General features: G+C 58.8%; 17 protein-coding genes and 2 pseudogenes. 10 read left to right on the top strand and 9 right to left on the bottom strand.

Annotated elements, in window-relative coordinates; translation table 11 throughout:
* Window positions 1-161 precede the first annotated feature (161 nt).
* Window positions 162-974, top strand: a complete 813-nt coding sequence (gene kdsB, locus KBY95_RS15010; RefSeq protein WP_254966086.1) for a 3-deoxy-manno-octulosonate cytidylyltransferase — start codon at window positions 162-164, stop codon at window positions 972-974.
* 9 nt (window positions 975-983) lie between these two features.
* Here the strand turns inward: kdsB and KBY95_RS15015 are convergent, their stop codons facing one another.
* The 5 genes from KBY95_RS15015 to KBY95_RS15035 form a co-directional block, all read right to left on the bottom strand.
* The gene (locus KBY95_RS15015) at window positions 984-1562 is read right to left on the bottom strand and encodes an HAD family hydrolase (RefSeq protein ID WP_254966088.1); all 579 of its coding nucleotides are present in this window, start codon (window positions 1560-1562) and stop codon (window positions 984-986) included.
* A 1-nt stretch (window position 1563) separates the two neighbouring features.
* Window positions 1564-2409, bottom strand: a complete 846-nt coding sequence (gene kdsA / locus KBY95_RS15020) for a 3-deoxy-8-phosphooctulonate synthase (protein WP_254966089.1) — start codon at window positions 2407-2409, stop codon at window positions 1564-1566.
* Window positions 2406-3425, bottom strand: coding sequence for an SIS domain-containing protein (locus tag KBY95_RS15025; protein ID WP_254966090.1), 1020 nt, complete (start codon window positions 3423-3425; stop codon window positions 2406-2408). The genes kdsA and KBY95_RS15025 overlap by 4 nt, the downstream gene beginning before the upstream one ends.
* Window positions 3426-3495: 70 nt before the next feature.
* Window positions 3496-4605: a glycosyltransferase family protein gene (locus tag KBY95_RS15030; RefSeq protein WP_254966091.1), complete on the bottom strand. Its 1110-nt coding sequence runs from the start codon at window positions 4603-4605 to the stop codon at window positions 3496-3498.
* Entirely contained in the window at window positions 4589-5449 is an 861-nt protein-coding gene (locus KBY95_RS15035; RefSeq protein ID WP_254966092.1) for a fatty acid desaturase, read from the bottom strand. Before KBY95_RS15035 ends, KBY95_RS15030 begins: the two co-directional genes overlap by 17 nt.
* Before the next feature lie 174 nt (window positions 5450-5623).
* Between KBY95_RS15035 and KBY95_RS15040 the strand changes: the two genes are divergently transcribed.
* The 8 genes and pseudogenes from KBY95_RS15040 to KBY95_RS15075 all read left to right on the top strand — a co-directional run bounded on the left by KBY95_RS15040 (window position 5624) and on the right by KBY95_RS15075 (window position 17278).
* A complete protein-coding gene (locus KBY95_RS15040; RefSeq protein WP_254966093.1) occupies window positions 5624-6721 on the top strand; it encodes a glycosyltransferase family 4 protein in 1098 nt (365 codons plus the stop codon).
* The gene (locus tag KBY95_RS15045) at window positions 6718-7890 is read left to right on the top strand and encodes a hypothetical protein (protein WP_254966094.1); all 1173 of its coding nucleotides are present in this window, start codon (window positions 6718-6720) and stop codon (window positions 7888-7890) included. Before KBY95_RS15040 ends, KBY95_RS15045 begins: the two co-directional genes overlap by 4 nt.
* Before the next feature lie 255 nt (window positions 7891-8145).
* A pseudogene (gene rfbA / locus KBY95_RS15050) lies at window positions 8146-9080 on the top strand (glucose-1-phosphate thymidylyltransferase RfbA).
* Window positions 9070-9654 (top strand): dTDP-4-dehydrorhamnose 3,5-epimerase, encoded by a 585-nt coding sequence (gene rfbC / locus KBY95_RS15055; protein WP_254966095.1) that lies wholly within the window; start codon window positions 9070-9072, stop codon window positions 9652-9654. The pseudogene rfbA and the gene rfbC overlap by 11 nt, the downstream one beginning before the upstream one ends.
* A gap of 127 nt (window positions 9655-9781) precedes the next feature.
* Window positions 9782-10690: a hypothetical protein gene (locus tag KBY95_RS15060; protein WP_254966096.1), complete on the top strand. Its 909-nt coding sequence runs from the start codon at window positions 9782-9784 to the stop codon at window positions 10688-10690.
* A gap of 6 nt (window positions 10691-10696) precedes the next feature.
* On the top strand, window positions 10697-15004 hold the full coding sequence (locus KBY95_RS15065; protein ID WP_254966097.1) for a glycoside hydrolase family 99-like domain-containing protein: 4308 nt from the start codon (window positions 10697-10699) through the stop codon (window positions 15002-15004).
* Between the two features lie 39 nt (window positions 15005-15043).
* Entirely contained in the window at window positions 15044-15904 is an 861-nt protein-coding gene (locus tag KBY95_RS15070; RefSeq protein ID WP_254966098.1) for a class I SAM-dependent methyltransferase, read from the top strand.
* Between the two features lie 48 nt (window positions 15905-15952).
* Window positions 15953-17278 (top strand): alginate O-acetyltransferase AlgX-related protein, encoded by a 1326-nt coding sequence (locus KBY95_RS15075; protein WP_254966099.1) that lies wholly within the window; start codon window positions 15953-15955, stop codon window positions 17276-17278.
* Window positions 17279-17655: 377 nt separating this feature from the next.
* Here the strand turns inward: KBY95_RS15075 and KBY95_RS16540 are convergent, their stop codons facing one another.
* The 4 genes and pseudogenes from KBY95_RS16540 to KBY95_RS15095 all read right to left on the bottom strand — a co-directional run bounded on the left by KBY95_RS16540 (window position 17656) and on the right by KBY95_RS15095 (window position 20583).
* Window positions 17656-17838 (bottom strand): transposase, encoded by a 183-nt coding sequence (locus KBY95_RS16540; protein ID WP_396095034.1) that lies wholly within the window; start codon window positions 17836-17838, stop codon window positions 17656-17658.
* A gap of 34 nt (window positions 17839-17872) precedes the next feature.
* Window positions 17873-18379 (bottom strand): annotated as a pseudogene (locus KBY95_RS15085) (ISAs1 family transposase); the annotation flags it as partial.
* 179 nt (window positions 18380-18558) lie between these two features.
* Window positions 18559-19065: a transposase family protein gene (locus tag KBY95_RS15090; protein WP_254966100.1), complete on the bottom strand. Its 507-nt coding sequence runs from the start codon at window positions 19063-19065 to the stop codon at window positions 18559-18561.
* A 468-nt stretch (window positions 19066-19533) separates the two neighbouring features.
* Window positions 19534-20583: a sulfotransferase family 2 domain-containing protein gene (locus tag KBY95_RS15095; RefSeq protein ID WP_254966101.1), complete on the bottom strand. Its 1050-nt coding sequence runs from the start codon at window positions 20581-20583 to the stop codon at window positions 19534-19536.
* Between the two features lie 257 nt (window positions 20584-20840).
* Between KBY95_RS15095 and KBY95_RS15100 the strand changes: the two genes are divergently transcribed.
* On the top strand, window positions 20841-21259 hold a 419-nt coding region (locus KBY95_RS15100; RefSeq protein WP_254966102.1), incomplete at its 3' end, for a hypothetical protein.

The raw sequence follows: 21259 nt of genomic DNA on the forward strand, positions 1-21259 counted from the left end.
CATTGCAGCCCCGCGCTTGGGTTGGGGGAATGGAGCTGAGCGGAATCGAACCGCTGTCCGAGACACTGGTGTGGACCACCTAGTTCGTCCGAAGACGAGCCTGTTCATCTTGCCACCTTCGGGCCGCTTACGCTCCGATCCACTGGCCGGGCACAGGGTCGATGGCTGAGCCGAGATCCGACTCTGCTGTTGTGGTGGCCGTGCCGGCGCGGCTGGCCTCCGCACGGTTGCCGGGCAAGGTGATGGCCAACATCGGCGGCCAGCCGATGTTGCGCCACGTGCTGGAGCGTTGCGGCAGGGCTCGGGGCGTGGCGGCGGTGCTGGCCTGCAGCGACAGCGCCGAGGTGCTGGAAGCGGTCCGATGCTGGGGATTCAGAGCCCTGGCGACCTCTGAGCACTGCAGCAGCGGCAGCGAGCGGCTGGCCTCCGTGGTGGCGGACCTGTTGGCTGCCGGTGGCGCAACGCCGGAGCGCACGTTGGTGATCAACGTGCAGGCTGATCAGCCCCTGCTGGATCCAGCCATTCTCGAAAAGATGATCGCTGAGGCCTCTGGAGCGGCGGCTGAGGCCCCTGGGGCGGCCGTCTGGTTGCCGGTGATCACACCGGTCTACCCACTCGTTCCAGACAAGATCCACGATCCCAACATCGTGAAGGTGCAACGCGCCGCCGATGGCCGGGCGATCACCTTCTCCCGCAGCGCCCTGCCCCACGTGCGCGACCTGAGGCCGGAGCATTGGCACAGCCGCACCACCTATTGGGGCCACGTGGGCATCTATGGCTACCGCGCCGATGTGCTGGCCAGCTGGAGTGGGTTGCGCCCGTCGCCAATGGAACGGCTGGAGAAGCTGGAGCAGCTGCGCCTGATCGAAGCCGGCATCCCCATCGCCACCTTCCGCGTGGAGACCGATTGCTTTTCGGTGGACACCCCTGCCCAGCTGGAACAGGCCCGCGCTCTGTTCCAACCAAAGGCCTGAGGTGCCAGATCAGGTGTTGCCCTCCCGCCAGCCATGGCGATGCAGCTCGGTCAGGTGGCTCTGGCTGGCCAAAAGGGCTTCGGCGCATTCGCGCAGGGCGCCGTCGCCGCCACGGCGGCGCAGCACCCAATCGGCCTGGCATCGCAGCCCCCGAGCGGCATCGGCCGGCGCCACCAGCAAACCAACGACCGACCGCACGGCCAGGTCGTTGAGGTCGTCACCAATGAAGGCTGTGTGGTCACGAGCCAGGCCCAGATCGGCCCGCAGCTGCTCCAGGCCTTGCTGCTTGTCGCCCACACCCACGCGGCAGTGTTCGATGTCAAGGTGACGGGCCCGCTGCTCGATGGCGCCGCCACAGCCGCCGCTGAGAAGGGCCACGGTGATGCCGGCGCGCTGCAACATCCGCACCGCCAGTCCATCCCGCACGTCAAAGCGCTTCAGCACCCGGCCGTCAGCGTCGTAGAGCAAGCCGCCATCCGTGAGCACGCCATCCACATCACAGACCAGCAAACTGATCTGGCGCAGGCGAGGCGTGATCAGCTGCCGCTGCAGGAGCGAGCGCAGACCCAGACCGCTCAGGCTATCCATCTCAAAGAATGCTTTCGGCCGCACCCACCGCCACCACCGCGCGAATGGCCAGCAGTTGGCGCAGCAATGCCTCCAGCCGGTGCAGCGGCACCATGTTCGGTCCGTCGCTGAGGGCCTGCTCCGGGTCGGGATGCACCTCCATGAACAGCCCGTCCACGCCCACGGCCATGGCCGCCCGCGCCAAGGTCGCTACGAATTGCCGTTGGCCGCCGGAGCTGGTGCCGCGCCCGCCGGGCTGCTGCACAGCGTGAGTGGCATCGAAGATCACCGGACAGCCCAGTGCCTTTAGCTGGGGCAGGCTGCGGAAGTCGACCACCAAAGTGTTGTAGCCGAAGCTGCTGCCGCGTTCGGTGAGCCAGAGCCGGCCACTGGCGGCCTTGAGGCCGCCAGTGGCCAGTTTGTTCACCACCTGGGCCATGTCCCAAGGGGCAAGGAATTGCCCCTTTTTGACGTTCACACACTTCGCCGTACCGGCGACCGCCCGGGCGGCGGCCTCCAGTAAGTCGCTCTGGCGGCAAAGAAAGGCCGGGATCTGCAGCACATCCACCGCCTGAGCGGCAGGAGCCGCCTGATGGCTTTCATGGATGTCGGTGAGCACCGGCACCCCGAAGTGCTCGCGCACCTCCGCCAGGATCGCTAGACCTTCGTCGGGGCCTGGGCCTCGGTAAGACTCGCCGGAGCTGCGGTTGGCCTTGTCGAAACTGGCCTTGAACACGTACTCCACGCCTAGTCGGCGGCAGAGGGTGCTGACTTGATCAGCCACCTGGAACACCAGATCGCGATTCTCGATCACACATGGGCCAGCGATGAGGCGGAACGGCACTGTTGCTGTGGCAGAAGGATTCATCGCTCCACGGGGCCGAGGCCAGCCTGAACCAGATCATGGAGCCTGAGCAGTCCCTGTAGCTGCCATGGATGATCGGGATGCACCACGGGCAGAACGGAGATTGATTGGCGCGGATTGCGCTCCATCAGCTCGAGAGCCTCGATCGCAAGGGTCTGGGGGGCCACGGTGATCGGATGGATGGTGGCCATCTGAACGGCCGTCACCTCCCCCCAGTTCTGGGGGCCATGCCGCTGAAGGGAACGACGCAGGTCCCCATCGGTGATCAATCCAGCCAGACGCTGCGGGTCCCCTTCCGCGTGAACCCAAGTGGCGCCAAGGCTCCCTCGGTTGGGACTGCCCTGGGTGAGCTGGGTGATCACGACCAGCAGCGGCGCATCGGGCGCCAAGGGGGTGAGTTCGTGAGCAGGCACCATCAGATCGCCCACGAGCAAGGTGAGACGCCGTCCGAGCGTGCCGGCGGGGTGATTGACAGCGAAGTCGGCAGGGGAAATGCCTGCCCGCTCCATCCACACCGTGGCCAGGGCATCACCCACGGCCATCGCCACGGCCGTGCTGGCGGTCGGGGCCAGGTTCAGGGGACAAACCTCACGGTCCACGGAGCCATCCAACACCACATCGCATTGCCTGGCCAGGCTGGAAGCCAGGCGGCCCACCAGGGCGATGCAGGCGGCCCCACGCCGCTTCAGGTGGGGCAGGATCGCTAGGAGCTCCTCGGTTTCCCCGCTGTTCGAGAGAAGTAGGGCTACATCCCTATCCGACACGATGCCCAGATCACCGTGGAGGGCATCGACGGGGTTGAGAAAAACCGCTGTCAGGCCGATGGAGGAAAAGGTGGCGGCGATCTTGCGGGCGACGATGCCGCTCTTACCGATGCCGGAGAGCACCAATTTGGAGCGGTGCCTGCGACAGCTTGCCAGCAGCTCCAAGGCAGCTTCCACCTGCGCAGCATCCAGGCGTTCGGCGGTGAGGGCGATGGCTGCCGCCTCTTCCTGCAAGCAGCGGGTAAGAGCAGACACGGCTACGTACGAGGCCACGTCATCTTCTCAGCCCTGCTGAGCGGGGATATTCTGGGCCTGCCTGCACGGCTCAGGCCAGAGCCTGGAGCTGGCGGAGCATCCAGAGCGCGGTAGCCGGGGCATTACCCAGCGCGCCAACGCGCTTCTGAAGGGCGCAATGGTAGTGAGGCAGCTGGTCGATGAAGTCCTGCAATCGATGGGTCTCAAAGCACTCAAGCTCCACAGCCAACCCATACCCAGCCCGCTCCCACAGGCGGGCATTGAGCCGCTGTTCATCGTGGGCACGCTCGTAGAGGGCCAGGACGGGCTTCTGCAATTCCATCGCTTCACACAGCAACTGATGGCCAGCGGCCGCCACCAGAAAAGGAGCGGCGGCCAGACAACCCAGAAAGCCGTCGGGATCAACGGAACGAAACTGGAGCCCCGAAAACGCCGGCCCCGGCGGGCCGTCAAGCCCGAAAACGACCGTGCCTGGCAGCAACTCCTGAAGGCCGATCAACACCGGCCGGTGCAGACCATGGCGCCGGAGATAGGCCAGAGGAGCACCCACCGCCTGCTGGTGCTCCTGACGGAGCTGCAGGAGCTCGGGCCGCAGCAGACCACCGACCACCAAGGCCCCTGCGAACCGGCTTCGCAGCGGCAGTTGAAAAAATGAACTGATCACCAGCGCCCCGAAGCGTGGTGTGTTGAGCCAGGCGTAGAGGCGATAGATCCACGGCTCCAGAAACGACAATCCCAGCTGGCCCGGATCCATCGCGGCCATCGCATGTTGGTGGCTGAGGGCCACCAGAGGCAGGCCCGCCCGGGCGGCCGCCCGGGCCACCACCGGTTCGAAATCGCAGATCACCCCAACCGGAGACACGTGCCGCCAGGAGCGCCGCAGCCGCCTGGCCTCACGCGGGAACAGCCAGAGCGCCTGGGCCAGGAAGTGAAGCGCCGAGCGCCAGGGGCTGATGCGCTGGTGGCGATAGATCCAACGGGTGCCAGGAATCTCTACAAAAGCGATGTCGTCCTGGTTCACAAAGCTCTGGCGCAACAGGGCCAGGGCGTCCTGCGAACTATGAAACGCTATCCGGTAATGGGGGCGGAGGTAAGGGGCCAGCACCAAGGCTCTGGCGGCGTGCCCACGGCCATCCCCATTGACGCCATAAATGAGCAGCGGCTTAGCAAGAGCGCTCATTCAGATACCGGGCGTAGGGCGAAAGGCTGGGATCAGTGATGAATCGCCACAGGCAGCCTCCCCAGGATCGATGGGACGGCTGCTGATAGAGATCAGGAGCCAATGCCCGGATCCGGGGCAGGGCCACCCATGGCACTGAAGGCAGGTCATGGTGCTCGGTGTGGTATCCCACATTGAAGGCCAGGCGATTGGCCCATCCGTACATCGAAGACGTTTGCTGCCCAGGGAAGAAGACGTAATGTTCCGCCAGCCAGCGGCCGGCGAGGGGGTGGGGCCCCAGAGCAACAAGGGTGGAGGCGAGCAGATAGGCTAGGGCCCCAACCCCGCCGGCCATCAGCAACAGCAGATCGGCCAGTACCACCAGCGCAAGATTCAGGGCCAACCACCCCCTGGGCCCTGCCATGGCCTGGCTGGAGAAGGGCCGAAGGGCTTCACTGAGGCCATAGCCACACATCCAGAGCGCCTTGCGCCAGGTGGAGTGGCCCACCAGCCGCGCCTCCAGGGGTGTGGGCAAATCGGCATCGACACCGAGCTGGCCCATGGCCGCGTGATGGCGCAGGTGATAACCCCGAAAACTGGCGGCCGAGGGGATCGCCTGGGCCAGGTCGCAGAGGATGGCCAGCAGCTGGTTGTGCCAGCGATGGCGTGACACAAGGTCATGGGCACAATCGTGCATTAATACAAACAGGGCGTGGCTGACGGGTGCACCCACCATCCAGATCAGCAACAACACTGCTGGCCAGGGCAAGCGAGGGACGGCTACCAGGGCCAGAACCCACTGGGCGGCCACCAGGGCGATAATCCAGAAGGCGGTGATCGGGTAGGGGTGGCAGAGGCGTTTCACCTCCGGTACATGACGAAGCAGATGGCGCCGCCTGGCTGGGTGGGGTTGCTCGCCCGTGGGGGAGCGCAGAAATCCGCCTGGGTTAAGGTTAAGTTTCAATGGGCTCAGAAGCTTGCCGCGCCCAAGAGTCTCATGAATCCACGCGCTCTGAGGCTCGTGTTTGTGAGTCACTGCATGGCCCCGGCTCGCGCCCCAAGCAGCAACGCCGGGGGCATGCAACGGGCGGCGCGGGATCTGCTCACCCAGTTGGGGAGCCAGGACGACGTGACGCTCAGCCACGTGGTCCTGGCCTGCACGAAACGAGAGATCGGCTGGCGGGTGCCCCTGTTTTTTCTAGCCCTGCCCTGGCGGCTGGCCCGACAGGTCTGGCTGGGGCGCGCCGATGTTGTGCTGTTTGCCTCGCTGAACCCGGCGCTGCTGTTGCCCCTGTTGGCACCGCTGCTGCGGCGGCGGGGGCTGAGGCTGATGGCCATCGCCCATGGGCTGGACATCACCCAAGGGCCGCCTGTGGCGCAGTGGTGGATTCGGCGCAGCCTGGCCCAGCTGGACGGAGTGATCGGCGTCAGCCGCGCCACAGCGCAGGCGTGCCTGGAACGTGGTTTTCCTGCAGATCGCCTGCAGGTGCTGCCCAATGGCATCGGCCAGCGGTGGCATTCAACTCCCCCGGTCAACGGCAGCGTGCGCGTCCCGCCCAAGTTGCCCGGCACATTTGTATGCCTAACCGTGGGCCGCCAGATTCCGCGCAAGGGGTTTGCCTGGTTTGTGGATGCGGTGATGCCCCTGCTGCCGGAGCATGTTCAGCTCTGGTTGGTGGGCAGCGGACCTCAGGCGCGGGAGATTCATGCGGCCATAGAAAAACGTGACCTACAGCACAGAGTGTTTCCGCTGGGACTCCTAGAGGATGGGGATCTAGCCAGCGTGTACCAGCTAGCCGATCTGTTCGTGATGCCAAACCTGCGAATCCATCGCGATATGGAAGGTTTCGGCCTTGTGATGCTGGAAGCAGGCCTCCATGGCCTCTACTGCCTGGCGAGCCGGATCGAAGGCATCACCGATGTGATCAGCGACGCCAATGGCTCACTGCTGCCGGCACGGGACGCAGAAGCCTTCAGCCAGGAGATTCAGGCCCAGGCAGCCCTGACAGGCCAGCAGCGTCAACAGCAGAGCGAGCGGGCAGCCGCCTGGGTTCAACAGAGCTTCGGCTGGAGCAACCTGCTGCCCCACTACCGCGCCGCCATCGAGCAGGTGCTCAACCAGCCGAGGGCCTGGTGAACACAGCCCCCGACGCCCTCCACACCGCCACCATCGCCAGCAACCATGGCCGCTGGCTGTGCGTCGTGGCGCGCCGCTGGAAGCGGGTGGTGTTGCAGGAGTATCTGCGCGGGGCCACGAGTCTGCGTTTCTGCACAAGGCTGCCCCGCAACCCTGCGGCCTACCGCGAGGTCAACCACCTGCTCGTGTGGGGCCGCCAGACCACCATCCCCCCCGAGCTTCTGGCCGCCCATCCGCACCTGAAGATTGTCACGGCGGAGGATGGTTTCATCAGTTCACGCGGGCTGGGGCTCACCGGCAGCTTTTATTACTCCCTGCTGCTGGATCGTTTGGGCGTGCATTACGACGCCCAGGTCCCCTCGCAACTGCAACAGCTGCTCAACCAGCGCCCGCTGAGCACGGCAGACGAACAGCTTGGCCAGGAGCTGGTGGCCTTCATCCGCCAGCATCGGCTCAGCAAATGCAATCTCTCCCAGCCAGCCCTGGATGCAACAGCGAGGCCGCCGCGGCACCGCACCACGATCCTGGCCGTGGGCCAGGTGGAAGGCGATCAGGCCCTGCGCAAAAGCCTGAGCCCCGTCCGCAGCAATAAGGCGCTGCTCCAGGCCATTCGGGAGCAGCATCCGGCGGCGTGGATTGTCTACCGCCCCCATCCCAATGATGTACGCAAGGGCTATCTCCGCGGCAATCGTGCCTACCTATGGCATCAACACTGCGACCAACTGGCATGCGACAGCGACATCAGCCATTGGATGGATGCCGTGGATGCGGTGCACGTGATCTCCTCAACGGCCGGCCTCGAAGCGCTGATCCGCGCCAAGCCCGTGCATACCTACGGCACCCCGAGCTACGCAGGCTGGGGCCTCACCACCGACTGGGCCGAGCAGCCCGGCCGCGACCGCCAACTGAACCTCCATCAGCTGGCCGCGATCATGCTGGGGCACTATCCGCGCTATTTCAACTGGAGCAATGGCCAGTTCTGCGATGCACTGAGCTGCCTGCGTCACCTCCAGGCCATCAACAGCCAGACCATCCAAGAATCCTTCTACAGCCGCAGGCTGGCCAACAAGCAACGACGCATCCGATTGGCGCGCCGCCTGAAGATGGCCGCTGTGCGGCGAGTCGCTCCGATTGGGCATTGGTTGGAGAGGGCGCCGCAGGTGGGTTGAAGCGGTAGGGAGGTTCAGTTCACGGCCAATGCCTGGGATCACTTCCCGAGTTGTGGCCCGGTTCTTTCTGAGAACTGGCAGGTGCAAGGGAAACCTATCAATCCAATGAGATTTAAGGAAGCCCCTTGCGAATCGAGACGGCGACCAAGCACCTTGGCCATGCCTTTCGGATCGACGCTCGACAATCTGGATCAACTACAACGCCAACGGGCTTTCCTGTGGGATCATCTGCATCAATGCATCATTTCTTCCACGATGGCTTCCGTCAAGCGCCGAGGCATCCTTCTAGCTGGCGGCAATGGCACCCGGTTGGCCCCCCTAACCAGCGCCGTTAGCAAGCAGCTGATGCCGGTGTACGACAAGCCGATGGTGTACTACCCCCTCACCACACTGATGCTGGCGGGGATCCGGGAGGTGCTGATCATCACCACCCCACAGATCAGCCCGCCTTCGAACGGCTCCTGGGCGATGGATCGGCCTGGGGAATGGCCATCCAGTACGCCATCCAGCCCAGCCCCGATGGTCTGGCCCAGGCCTTCCTGATCGGGGCGGAGTTCCTGGCGGAAGGACCCGCAGCCCTGGTGCTGGGCGATAACCTCTTCCACGGCCACGACCTGGTGCCCCAGCTGCAGGCCAGCAATGGCCCCGGAGCCGGAGCCACCGTGTTCGCCTATCCGGTGAGCGATCCGCAGCGCTACGGCGTGGTGGAGTTCGATGCCGCCGGCCGGGTGCTCAGCATCGAGGAGAAACCGGAGCATCCTCGCTCACGCTACGCGGTCACCGGGCTCTACTTCTACGACGACTCGGTGGTGGAGCAGGCCCGCCGGGTGCGGCCCTCCCCTCGCGGTGAGCTGGAGATCACTGACCTCAACCAGCTGTATCTCGATGCGGGGCTGCTGCGGGTGGAGCTGATGGGCCGGGGCATGGCCTGGCTGGACACGGGCACGCCCGATTCCCTGCATGAAGCGGCCAGCTACATCCGCACCCTGGAGAAACGCCAGGGCCTGAAGGTGGGCTGCCCGGAGGAGGTGGCCTGGCGGATGGGCTGGATCAACAGCGAGCAGCTCGAGCGACTGGCGCAACCGCTGCGCAAGAGTGGCTATGGCTCCTATCTGCTCGATCTGATCAAGGAAAACACCAGCGACCACAGCGCCCTGCAGGCCTCCCTGCTGCCTTCCCATGCAGGTTGAACGCTTCGCGATCGAGGGACCGCTACTGCTCACCCCCCGGGTGTTCAGCGATGAGCGGGGCTACTTCTTCGAGAGCTGGAATCAACGCCGCTTCGCGGAAGCATTGGGAGTAGCACCGGAGCAGGCCCCCCTGTTCTTCCAGGACAATCATTCCCGCTCCGTCCGGGGGGTGCTGCGGGGGCTCCACTACCAGCTGGAACCCGAGCCCCAGGGCAAATTGGTGCGCTGCGTGGCAGGCGAGATCTACGACGTGGCGGTGGACCTGCGGCGCAGCTCCCCCACCTACGGCCAATGGCTGGCTGCCCGGCTGAGCGGCACCAACCACCAGCAGCTCTGGGTGCCGGTGGGGTTCGCGCATGGCTTTCTCACCCTGAGCGAAACGGCCGATGTGCTCTACAAGGCCAGCGGCTTCTGGAGCAAGGAGTGCGAGCGTTCGCTGCGCTGGGATGATCCCACCATCGGCATCGACTGGCCCCTGGAGAGCATCGGCGACACAGCACCGCTGCTGGCGCCCAAGGATGCGGAGGCACCGACGTTGGCCGGGGCGCTGGCAGCCGAGGAGGTGTTCGCGTGAAGCATCCCTCAGCCAGGGAACCAAGAACGTCGGACTTTGCTGGCTGTGCACCGCGCCACGATCGGGGTGTGGAGACTTGGGCACGAGATCCAGGGCTTTCTTTGGGCAGAAGGGGTTGCGAAAGCTGTTGGGAGAGGACATCAAGGCCAGATTCAGCTATCCCTTACCCGCAGGCAAAGAGCGCACCATTGCCAACGGTCGATGGATGCTTTTCTCCCGCGACGGTCACTGGCTGGATGAAGAGTTTGGACTTTCACATTCCGTGGATGCGCTGTTGTTGGCCGGCTGCCAAGTGCAGCTGGGCGAGGGCTATGGCATGGTGATTGGACACGGTTCCAATGGATCAGCCAACGAGCGCACAAACAATCCGGAGGTGGATGCGATCTGCAGTGCTCAGCTGGTGCCTGCTGGGGCTCCTCACAGCCGCCTGATCAAACCGGCAACGGGTTGCCATGGACACGGCCGACGTTACGCCATCAATCCCCGCAATAACAGCGCTGAGATGGGCTGGCAGCCGCACAACAACTTTGACAAAGTCCTGGCAGTCACAGTATGCAGGTTTCTGGCCAATCAGAGTTTGTGCGAGATGCTGAGTGAGCGATCGGTCTATGGCGGCCAGCCCTTTGGCCTGAGCAAGCCATCCCCAGCCTTCGCCATATCTAAACCAACGAAACCCACTCCTATCACCAACCACGGACGCATTGGCGACGCCAACATTAGCGGTGCCACGATGGCGATCATTACCGACCACTGCATGGATGTACAGGTGAGGACGGTTGACCTCAATGCCAAGGAAATTGCATCCTGGAATGATCAGGCTCTGGCCCAGCTGCCGGCGCATGAGCAGGTGCTCCACAGGGTGGAGGAAGCGGCCTTCGCCCTGATTGATACGCTAGAGCCAGCGTGCGCTCCCCAACCCAGCCTGATCCTGCCGGAAACCGACGAAACTTCTCGCGTTCCCTGGCACGCGCGGCGGATCAGCACCAAGATATCCGTCCACGCCCCGCCAGAGCTTTGCGGGTGGGGTGGGATCTGAAAAGTCATGATGGACAATAGAATCCACCCCAAAGACTTGGTTTCAACCCCTAAACCCACAATGCAAGCCAACAAGAACTCTGGAATCACTGAACGACTCATTCTACAAGCTAATAATCATTATAGACTTAAAGATTATGGCCGAGCCCTGGATCTGTACTTGCAATTCCAAGCAAAGTTCCCAGACAACAGACACATTGTCACCTCCAATATCGAGCGATGCAAAAGAAGACTGGCACTGCCAGGGGCTGACGAGCCGAATGTTCCTAGCGCGGAGGACAAATCCGCGAAAAAACCGGAAAAGCCTACCAATCCCGCTTCAATGCCGGCCAATCCACATTGGACCTGGCGCTTAGGGCTTGATGCCTTCATGCTGCGCGGGCTGGAACCTACGGCACCTTTGGCCGTTGTTATCAACGTGGCCGGGGGGCTGGCCTGGGTGAAAGCACTGGCTGCACTTGAGGCCTTAGATGAAGCGGCTCATGATCTGTTCCTGCTCGGGCCCGACACCCTAGATTTCTCGTCGATGCCAGCAGGCCTTTCCTCCCTCACACACCTCGGCCCAGCTGATGTAACTGGCAATGCGCATGGCTTTTTTTGCAGCGCCATTACTGGGGTCTTCTCGCAATATGAGGCACTTTTGTGGGTGTCTCCCGGCGATGGCGGGAGCGAGGCGGATGATGAGCTGCTGGAGCTGGTAGCAAGGGGCCAGGCATTCCGGGCTGATGCAGAATGGGGTTATCTTGCGACAAAGCTGAGAAGCCTTGGCCCCAAGGCCCAAACAGAGGCGGATCAAAAACTGCTGGATGCGCTGCGAACCGCATTGCCAAGGCTGGGTCTGTCCATTGGGAATTCGCCGCTGGCATTACCCGAAGGTAATGCGCTTTGGCTGCGCCCAATCCTTTTGCGGGCGATTAAACCCAGCGTGCGTCTCTTCGAAATGAAGGTTGAAAGCAAGGGCGACTTTCCCGGACGCGCAACAGTGCTGGGCATACTCGCCGCGGTCGCAAGAGAGGCGGGGATGGAAACTGTCAGCGCCTCTCGTTTGGCCACAATTCCCGCAACAGTCAGGGATCGTGAAATCAAGGCGGTGGCATTTTACCTGCCGCAGTTTCACCCAATACCAGAAAATGATAAGTGGTGGGGGAAGGGTTTTACTGAATGGTCTAATGTGACACGCACCAGGCAGTTATTCCGCCACCATTATCAACCTCGTGTGCCTGCGGATCTAGGCTTTTATGATCTCCGACTGGAAGATACCCAGGTAGCGCAAGCTGAACTAGCGAGGCAATTCGGTATCCACGGTTTTTGCTATTACTACTACTGGTTCAACGGGAAAAAGCTTTTGAACCAGCCGATCGAGCAGATGGCACGATCGAGCCGCGTAGAAACGGGCTTTTGCGCCTGCTGGGCCAATGAGAACTGGTCGCGCAACTGGGATGGCCAAAACCGCCATGTTCTAATGAAGCAGGAGTATTCGCTGAACAGCAATATCGCACTGATCCGCGAGATGATACCGATGATGAAAGACCCCCGATGGGTACGATTTTCCGGGAGACCAGTGATGGTGGTTTACCGAATCTCAATCATTCCGAACTGGACAGAAACCGCTCGGGCTTGGCGTGAAGAGTGTCGTATGGCGGGATTGGGCGAAATTCATCTTTGCGCTGTACGCTTTGGTCTGGAAACGCTGCAAGGCAAGCCTCAGGAACATGGACTTGATAGTTATGTGCTGTTCCCTCCCCATGAGACACGACGCAAGAATATACGGGACGAGGTACATGATCTACACAAAGAATTCGGCGGTGAAATCTTCGACTATACCGCCGTGGTTGACGGTGATCTTCAGAAATATGATGGCGGTTACGAGTGGCCGGTGCATCGTGGCGCAATGCTGGGCTGGGACAACACCGCCCGGCGTCTGACCGACGCACGCATCTTCCATGGAGCGACACCGTACGGTTTTCGCCGTTGGATGAAGGGGATTGTGGAACAAGAGGCAAGGTTTAACTCAGGATCCGAAAGCCTGATCTTCATCAATGCCTGGAACGAATGGGCCGAGGGCACCTATCTGGAACCCGACCAACGTTGGGGCACCGCGTACCTCGAAGCCTTTGCCTCGAGCATACAGTCGGTCCCAGGAGCAAAGGCTGTACTGGTTCCAAAGAGAAAGTCACCGCGATCAATGGTACAAGGCCGACTTGCCGTACAGGGATCACCATTAGACAATGGCGGGGCCGCATTGGCCCCGCCTGCTTGGCATGAGGGCCAACGCAGACATGATGCAACCCTGCCAACCGTTCTCCTGTGCGCGCACATTTCTGGCCATCATCTGTTTGGCGGCGAGCGAAGCCTCCTTGATGTGCTGCATGCCCTATCGACCCTGCCATTGAACGTGGTTGTGACCCTACCCTCGGGCAACAACACAGCCTATCTTGATGGGATCGCCAGTCTTTCAATTGGTTCATATGTCTTTTCCTATCCGCAATGGATGAACAACCGCGAGAACTATGCCTGGTTGTCCAATAAGTTTTCCGATATTATCGCGCGGCATGGAGTGGATATCGTGCACGCCAATACGATTGTTTTATCTGAAGCAGTGCTTGCCGCCCGAAGGATGGGGCGGCAAGTGCTGATCCATGTGCGGGAACTCATCTCACTAGATGAACCCTTACGCGAAAGGATGGCGATGAGAACCAGCGATATCATCGCCGAGGTCCTTAAACGTGCTGATTGGATCGTAGCAAACTCGCAGGCAACCGCTACACTTTTCTCTAAAGGAGGCCGCACGTTGTATGTGCCCAATGCAGTGAACATATCCGATTTAGATATGAGCAACAAATTCGGCACGACCATCAAGTTCGGAATTGTCAGCTCAAACATTCCTAAGAAAGGAGTTGCAGATTTTGTCGAGGTTGCCCGACGTGCTGCGGCTCTTGTTCCAAGTGCCCGCTTTGTTGTAATCGGTCCGCTCAATGATCAGATCAGAAAGTGGAGCGTAGAGGTGGAACAGGGTAAGCGGCCAGACAATCTTGCTTTCCTCGGATATCGTGATAATCCACGTGCAGCAATGTCTGAACTAAATGTCTTATTAAATCTGTCGCATTTTGCTGAATCCTTTGGCCGAACATTAGCCGAAGGGGCCGCTGCTCGCCGCCCTGTCATCGCCTACGAATGGGGGGCCTTGCGGGAACTGGTGAATCAGGGTGAAAATGGAATTTTGGTACCGTACCGCGACATTGATGGGGTAGTCGATGCGGTAGTCACTCTTTGTAACACTCCCTCATTGATCCATAAAATGGGCGATGCCGGTAGGTCTTTTATCTCCAAGGAATTCTCTCAAGAGAGTTTGCGCGATGCGCTGGCGAGGGGATATGAACAAATTTTCGGCCTCCCCATGCGCGGCCAGGCCACGCTAGAGGCCCCCAATACCACTCCCCATATTCCGGCCATTACCCGTGTGGGATGTGCCCAGCGCACGTCTATAATTATCCCAGTCTACAATGCGCCCGATGAAGTGAACGCCTGCATCTCTTCTGTTCTCCGCCACACTGATCTTTCGCGCAACCGAGTGCTTGTGATCGATGATGGGAGCTCCGATCCAGCGGTGACATCGGTACTTTCAATTTTTGAAGGTCACCCTAGTCTTACCATCCGCCGTAACAACTCAAATATCGGCTATACCCGAACTATCAATGCAGCCATCACCGAGACAGATGCGGATGATGTGGTACTCCTAAACTCTGACACCATCGTGACTCCCAAATGGCTTGAAGGTCTGCTCGCTACCTCCTACTGCCGCGCAAAGGTGGCGACAGTGACTGCGATGAGCGACAACGCAGGTGCCTTTTCATTCCCGAAGTTCAATGAAGCTTGCTTTAAACCAGATCATCTCAGCCATGATGAGTATGCATTGTTGATTCTGCAAGCCACGCAAGCCTGTGTACCACCCAAAGTGCCAACTGGATCAGGATTTTGTATGTTGATTAGACGAGATGTTATCCGCAAATGTGGATTATTTGACTGCATAGCCTTCCCCCGCGGCTATGGAGAGGAAAATGACTTTTGCATGCGCGCACTGAAAGCGGGCTGGATCAATCTTGTTTCGCCCTGGTCTTTTGTGTACCATGTTCGCTCAGCCAGTTTCAAAGGTGAAAAGGTGGCGCTGGTTAAGGCGGGTGTTGACATGGTGACCAAGCGTTATCCTGAATACGCTAGTCTTGTGAAGGAAGCGTTTGCAGCGCCTGAAATGGCGGCACTTCGCCAGGCTTCGCTTCGTGTTGCGTCTGAGAACCGGACTGACATCATAAAATGAGGTAGAATCTCAAAGTGTTTGGCAAATGGAGTTTTACCGATGCAGGCATCCGATCTTACTGGATATCTTAGACTTATGGGAAAAGAATCCCTTGTTTCTGCCCTGATGAATGGCACCGGTTTGCCAGAATACTTACGCAGCGGGATTCCAGGCATGCCATCAGAAGAGATACAAATGTCCACTACCGGAAAAGTCGGTCAACGCAACATCATTGAGGCTGTTGACTTCTGCCACTCCGTGATCGAGCGCTATCGTACTCATACCAGTTCAGGGCAACCTGCGGTACTTGATTTTGGTTGTGGTTGGGGGCGAATTGCTCGAACTTTCTTGAGCGTTACACCAGCCTCAATGATCACTGGTGTCGATGTTCGGCCAGACGCCGTTGAATTGGCTCGATCATTGTCGGCAGCTATTGATTTTTCGCTCATCGCACCACGGCCTCCTGCTTACCAGTTTCAGAATAGAATCTTTGATTTGATAGTCGGATATTCTGTATTCTCTCATCTATCCGAAGATGTGGCGCAAGCATGGATTAATGAGTTTGCGCGTATTGTTGCGCCTAGCGGGCTTGTCTGCATAACCACCCGTGCCAGGATGCATCTCGTAAATTCTAAGGGACAGTCAGAGAATACAGTAGACCTCAGTGGCCATCTAAAGCAATATGCAACTATGCTAGATGATTTTGACACCGCAATATCACGTTATGATGCTGGCGAATTTGTTTATGTTCCAACCGGTGGTGGAGGCCTTTTGTCCCCAGACTTTTTTGGAGAGGCGATAATTCCGAAGAGCTACGTTGAAAAGAATTGGCAGACCCATTTCACGCTGGTTGATTGGATCGATAACTTTTCCGAAGTCGGTACACAGCCTATTATTGTATTGCAGCGCAACAGCTTTTGACGCAAACGGTTCCCAGGAAACCCAGGCACGAGTTTCACGTTTTGTTTTATGCATGCAAATTGGTCCATATCGCTAATAGACCACCGAAACTCTGATAAGATACAAGGCTGGAATCTTGAAAGCCCCAAGTCAGGAGCGGAATCAGAACAGGATTATTCGGATCAGATTCGCTTCCGTGGCTGGTATCTTGCGCAGCAGGGTGGTCCTGGGAAAATTAAGCTTTCGCACGGTGGAGTAGTGCTGGCCGACATAGCCGCAGATCTCCCTCGTCCAGAAGATGTCACTCGCGCCCGGGTAGACAACCCTGCAGACCGCCCTGGCAAGGAATGTTGTGGTTTTGATCTGACCCTGTCGCGCCGGCCTGGTCCTTACCGGTTGGAGGTGTCCGGTCCGGGACTGGATGGTGGAATAATGGTGTTTGACATCCTTGACCTGCAGTGCGGTCCATACGCGTTGATCGGTAAGGACAGGCAATTGTTTTTGGGCGGGGACAGCAATGACAGTGTGGGCCAGTTCACCGAAAGACGCATTGTACCGGAGAGGTCGGCCATATCCTGGGCGGCAAATTTCGCGGCGATGAAGGCATGGGAGACGGAGTATGGCATGCGCATGTCGCTTCTTATCGCCCCGGCCAAGGAAGAGATTTTTCCTAATTACTTTCCCTTCCCGCGAGCTTCGCGCACCGTGCTTGATGATTTTCGCTTCCGCTTTGCTGCCAATAACCCGGTAGTGCCGATCCACGAGTTACGCGCACAGCGTCAATTTGCCTATTGTGAAACAGATACACATTGGACCGATCATGGTGCCACCCTCGCTGCAAAGGCCGTGCTGAAACACTGGGGCATGGACGAAACCATCATTGGCGAGCTCCCACAAGAGTTTGTTTCGCGCCAGCGGCATGGCGATCTAGGCGTTAAGCTTGAGCCGCACCGCGCCAGCTATCAGCTGGTCTTTGCGAAAGACCCTGATCGCCTTCTGGTTTTCGACAATGGCGTGCGCAACCAAGGTTGTATCCGGATGTGGAAAAATCCCGACGCCCCGCTGCCCAACAGCTGCCTAATCTTCGGTGATAGTTTTGGCACAAACTTTGCGCAAAGCTTAACCGGAGTTTTCTCGCAAGTGACCTATGCATACCGCCCAGCCAGCTTTTGCACCACTCTTTCGGGGATGCTGAACCCCAGCCATGTGATCCTGCAGATCACACAACGATTTTTGCACGGCTCTCCCGACCGACGCGAGACGATTTTTGACACCGCCGCAACAAAGATAAACTCTCTACCCGATGCGGAACGCCAAGCCCTCACACGCAGCTTTTTCGCGCAGGCTGATGGCCCCTTCTCTGCCCTAATTTCATCGCATCTGGAAAGACTTTGACACGGGAATAGCATTCTGGACAGCGCTCTTTTATCCCTGTGCAGCAAGTTGAACGGGCATACTTTTCCCCCGACTACGTAGGGCCTCCTGAAATAAGCAGACCGTCCACTCTGCAGTGGACTGAGCACTATTGGTCAGTAGACTGTGCGCAAATTGGCTCATTCCTGCCGAAAAGGTGACCAGAGTTTTACACATGTGTCGACGCGAGCATCGGAACCAGCTCTCGTCTGAGGACTTCTTCCTACCTTTTGGCGGCAAACTCTCTGGTAACAATCGCTGGGTCAAGCTCGCCGAGCTGATTCCCTGGGATGAGCTGGCCCGATCACCTGGTGATCACCATCGACCGCGGATGGCAGTTTTAGCCCTGAATCCAGCCATCACCGCCTTTTGAGGATGTGGCTGGCTGGATCAGGAAAATTCCTCTGGGCGTTGGCCTTGGGATGGCCAGCCACATCAGTGGGGAGCTGTCGGCTCACCACCAGCCGCACGCCTGTGAGGCCGCGTTCTTTGAGGGAAGCGATGAACTCGCTCCAGAAGCCCTCGGTCTCGCTGTCGCCCACCTGGGGGCCCAGCCAGGGCCGACTGAAAGTCTCGTTAATCCCTCTCCAGCGCCTGGATCCCGCTCCAGCCGAGCATCCTGTTGATGTCGTGGGCCACGGCCATCAATCCAGCCCTGATGGAGCGGAAGCCATTGGTCCGCAGCAGGTTGAGGCCCAGGGTGCGCCATAGCGCCAGAGCCTGAACGCCGTTGCGTTCGGCATAGCGGTGGGCATCCTCGCCAAGTTGCACATCACGGACCCAGTGCCACTCGTTCTCGATTGCCCAGCGCTGCCGCACAAGGCGCAGCAGGGCCTTTGGGCTGGTACGCATCGTCGTGATGAATTGGTGGACGTGGCGGAATGGCTTGCCGTCACGTTGGCCTGAGGACACCAGTTCAATGATCCAGCTGGCGCGGATCCAGCGTTCGCGGATCGCCTCTGTGGCGTTGCGGGCCCTCAGTTCCCAAAGCACCTGGCGGCCGTGACTTTTCTCGAAATCGCTCTCCTCGACAGGGAAGTGCCGCTGGTATCGGAACTGATCGGCGATCTGCCGGTGCAGTGTGCGCTGATTTTTCCACTCCTTCGGAGAAGCCTTCGGCTAGACGGTCAGGAGCAAGTCGGCCCCCTGTTCTGCTGCGAGCTGAAAAAGACGGTGAGGTGTGGAGTGCATCCGCCTGGATCAGCACGCCATTGAGATCGAGCGTGCTCAGCAGCTCCTTGAGGGCAGCGCGCTCATGGGAGTCACCGGTGTCGTAGGAGGTCTGGGCGTAGCCGCCAGGCTTCTGCGAAGCAGTAGGCGACGCCCAGATCGCGGGCGTAGAGCGTCACCTGGGTGACAAAGCGGGTGGCACCGTCAGATCCCTCGGGCTGGCTGGCGGAACCACGCAAGGTCTTACCGTCACAGATCAACTGATCAAGTTCCCTGTCCTGCTCTGCGATTTGGGCCAGCATCCACTGGCGCAGCATCGCGAACATGCTCTGCAGATCCACCCGCTCCAACAGGTAGAGAAAGGTGGAGTCGGTGGGTGTCCCGCGAAGCTCAAGACCGAGAGCCGTATTGAAGGCCTCGCGGTGCCGGCGGGCAAATCGCTCCAGATCCCTGGCGCTGCGACAGCCGCTCAGGATTCCCAGGATGGCCACCATCAGCAACAGCAGCCACTGGGGATAGCGCACGCCCCGGCGCTTGCGACCCTCAGGAAGCGACTGCAGAAAGCCGATCAGATCAGAAGGCGACGCGGGCTTGGACAAGAGAGAGGAGCGGTGCCAGGGCTGAGGCGCCAGAATCAGTCTTGGGCATGGTTCGTCTGGTTGAGGTGGTTCTCAAACCAGGGTCACGGGCCTGCGCACCCCTTGCAACGCCAGCGGCTGAGCCGGGATGCCTGAGCTGCGCGCTCAACCCCGGCGTAGCCGGGGTTGAGGTCCCCAGGGATTTACACCAACACAAGGGACCCAAGCTCCTGCTGGCCTCGGCATCAACAGCCATGCAAATGACCCATTTTCGCAGAATTGACCGAGTTTTTCAGCAAGCTTTAAGGAGTGTTGAACCAGTTCGTGCCAATAACTGCGGTAGATTTTCACGTTTGCCATCAAAAACTGCAATGGCACTCAATGAATTTCCAGTTTTGAGAGACTAGAGCGTTCTCAGTGCTACTTTTCCTGAAAGCAGGAATCTCACAACCGAGAATCTCGGCTTACAACATGCACACATCACAATATTCAACAACTTTGCGAAGCACCAATCTCCATTGGATTGAGCTGGTGCAGCGCAATCCTGTCCCTATATATGGACACAAGACTAGCAGATGATGAGTAGTGATAAATTTCAGATCCATCACCACGGCATCTCAGCGAATACTCAAGGTCTCCTCTTGCAACGGATAGCTTAAGCAGTATATCTTCATAAAGAAGATCACATAAATAATGCTCGTTCGTCAAAGAGCTGCCACTGAATATACTCTTTTCACATACATGTCTGTCCAAATCATCCAAAATATTTCTAAGGAACTCAGACTGCATCCTGAGTTTTCGGCCTAGCGATACAGCCGATTTTGACTGCCATTCCTTCGCCATACTCACCTTCAGCTGGTTACTTGATTCCTCTTGGGTGCAATGAGTATCGCCGTAAGACTGCATATTATCTGAGGTGGTTGGTTCATAGCCAAACGCCAAAAAATCATCTCGATAAAACTTATTCACGAGATGTAAAGCTCGCTCATCAAGCGCAGGGTTATCACTTTTATATTTAAAGAGTGACGCCTTTTTATTGTGGGCAACAGTGATATTCAGCATCGATTCAACAGGCTGTAGATAGAACTCGATAATTGCCTGAAGTCCACCTTCCAGCCGAAATATCCTTGCCGGATGACCCACGTCAAGAAAATCGATCATAGGCCTTAGGTGGTTGTCCAGATAGTAAGGGTCTTGCTCCACAATGGCTATGCTATTAATCACCCATTGGCTATATTCAGGCCGCTCCTCTGGAGAGACTTCACGAAAAATCCAATTATATTCAGACACAAGGCGTTGATAAGGATTTCGAACAACCATAAAGATCTCCTTTATGTTATCAAAACGCACAAGCGATTTTAGTGCCGAACAGGTTTGATGCTGTGGAGAGGCCAGCAAGCAGTCTTGGGCAGGCTTTCCTCGCATCTCCAATTCAGATGTATAGCCATTCGCCGTAAACGTGTCAACAATTGAGGATCCTCCACACTTGGGGACATGCAGAAAAAGGATACTGTTGCTGTCTTTTGTGAGAATTGTCATCGTTCCATGCTATGAAAATAATGACCGGTTAGGTTACCATTGATTCACTTTGCTGAAGAAGGGTAACCCCTAGGGAGACTCTGGAAAAGCCACCCATTCACGGGACGATACCCTTGTTATCGCAGGCAAGCGATTGGCTCATGGGCGGACGGTCAAGCGCCACTGCCCCCCCCTTGGGCAGACACTTTGTCTTCCAAGGGATATTTGCGGGACATCGGACTGGCAAGTGGCACAATAGAGAGGGGAAACGCTCTCGCATGATGACTCTTGATTTTGAGGCCCACAATCATAGCAGCAATGTGTTCGAAGCTCTTCAATGCGTCGCGAATCTAATTACAGAGGTTCAAGATGCCAAACGGTTGTCTTCACGGCAAATTGACAACCTTTCTTCTGCATTAATCATCAAAGAAAATGAGTTACAAGCGACGCAGGCTGAGCTCGACAGCCAGCTCGCCCAGCTCACCAGAGAGCGCGACAAGCTCTTGGGCGAACGCGAGCAACAGGGCAAGGTGCAAGACGACCACAACGCCCTGATCAAAAGCCTCCAAGACGACCTGGCGAAGTCCAAGGCGCTACAAGACGCCCTCGTCTCTGAAAAAGACGCCCTCGCTTCCGAGAAAGACGCCGCCAGCCAGAGCGCCAACGACCTCCAGCAGAAGCTCACCGCCCAGGCTGA

Source organism: Cyanobium sp. Aljojuca 7A6 (genome assembly GCF_024346455.1).
Classification (GTDB): domain Bacteria; phylum Cyanobacteriota; class Cyanobacteriia; order PCC-6307; family Cyanobiaceae; genus Cyanobium.

Excerpts from the sequence above, each read along its gene's own strand:
- kdsA (WP_254966089.1), bottom strand. The coding sequence starts at position 2,409 with ATGAATCCTTCTGCCACAGCAACAGTGCCGTTCCGCCTCATCGCTGGC.
- KBY95_RS15065 (WP_254966097.1), top strand. The coding sequence starts at position 10,697 with ATGATGGACAATAGAATCCACCCCAAAGACTTGGTTTCAACCCCTAAA.
- KBY95_RS15040 (WP_254966093.1), top strand. The coding sequence starts at position 5,624 with ATGGCCCCGGCTCGCGCCCCAAGCAGCAACGCCGGGGGCATGCAACGG.
- kdsB (WP_254966086.1), top strand. The coding sequence starts at position 162 with ATGGCTGAGCCGAGATCCGACTCTGCTGTTGTGGTGGCCGTGCCGGCG.
- KBY95_RS15095 (WP_254966101.1), bottom strand. The coding sequence starts at position 20,583 with ATGACAATTCTCACAAAAGACAGCAACAGTATCCTTTTTCTGCATGTC.
- rfbC (WP_254966095.1), top strand. The coding sequence starts at position 9,070 with ATGCAGGTTGAACGCTTCGCGATCGAGGGACCGCTACTGCTCACCCCC.
- KBY95_RS15015 (WP_254966088.1), bottom strand. The coding sequence starts at position 1,562 with ATGGATAGCCTGAGCGGTCTGGGTCTGCGCTCGCTCCTGCAGCGGCAG.
- KBY95_RS15075 (WP_254966099.1), top strand. The coding sequence starts at position 15,953 with ATGCATGCAAATTGGTCCATATCGCTAATAGACCACCGAAACTCTGAT.
- KBY95_RS15070 (WP_254966098.1), top strand. The coding sequence starts at position 15,044 with ATGCAGGCATCCGATCTTACTGGATATCTTAGACTTATGGGAAAAGAA.
- KBY95_RS15030 (WP_254966091.1), bottom strand. The coding sequence starts at position 4,605 with ATGAGCGCTCTTGCTAAGCCGCTGCTCATTTATGGCGTCAATGGGGAT.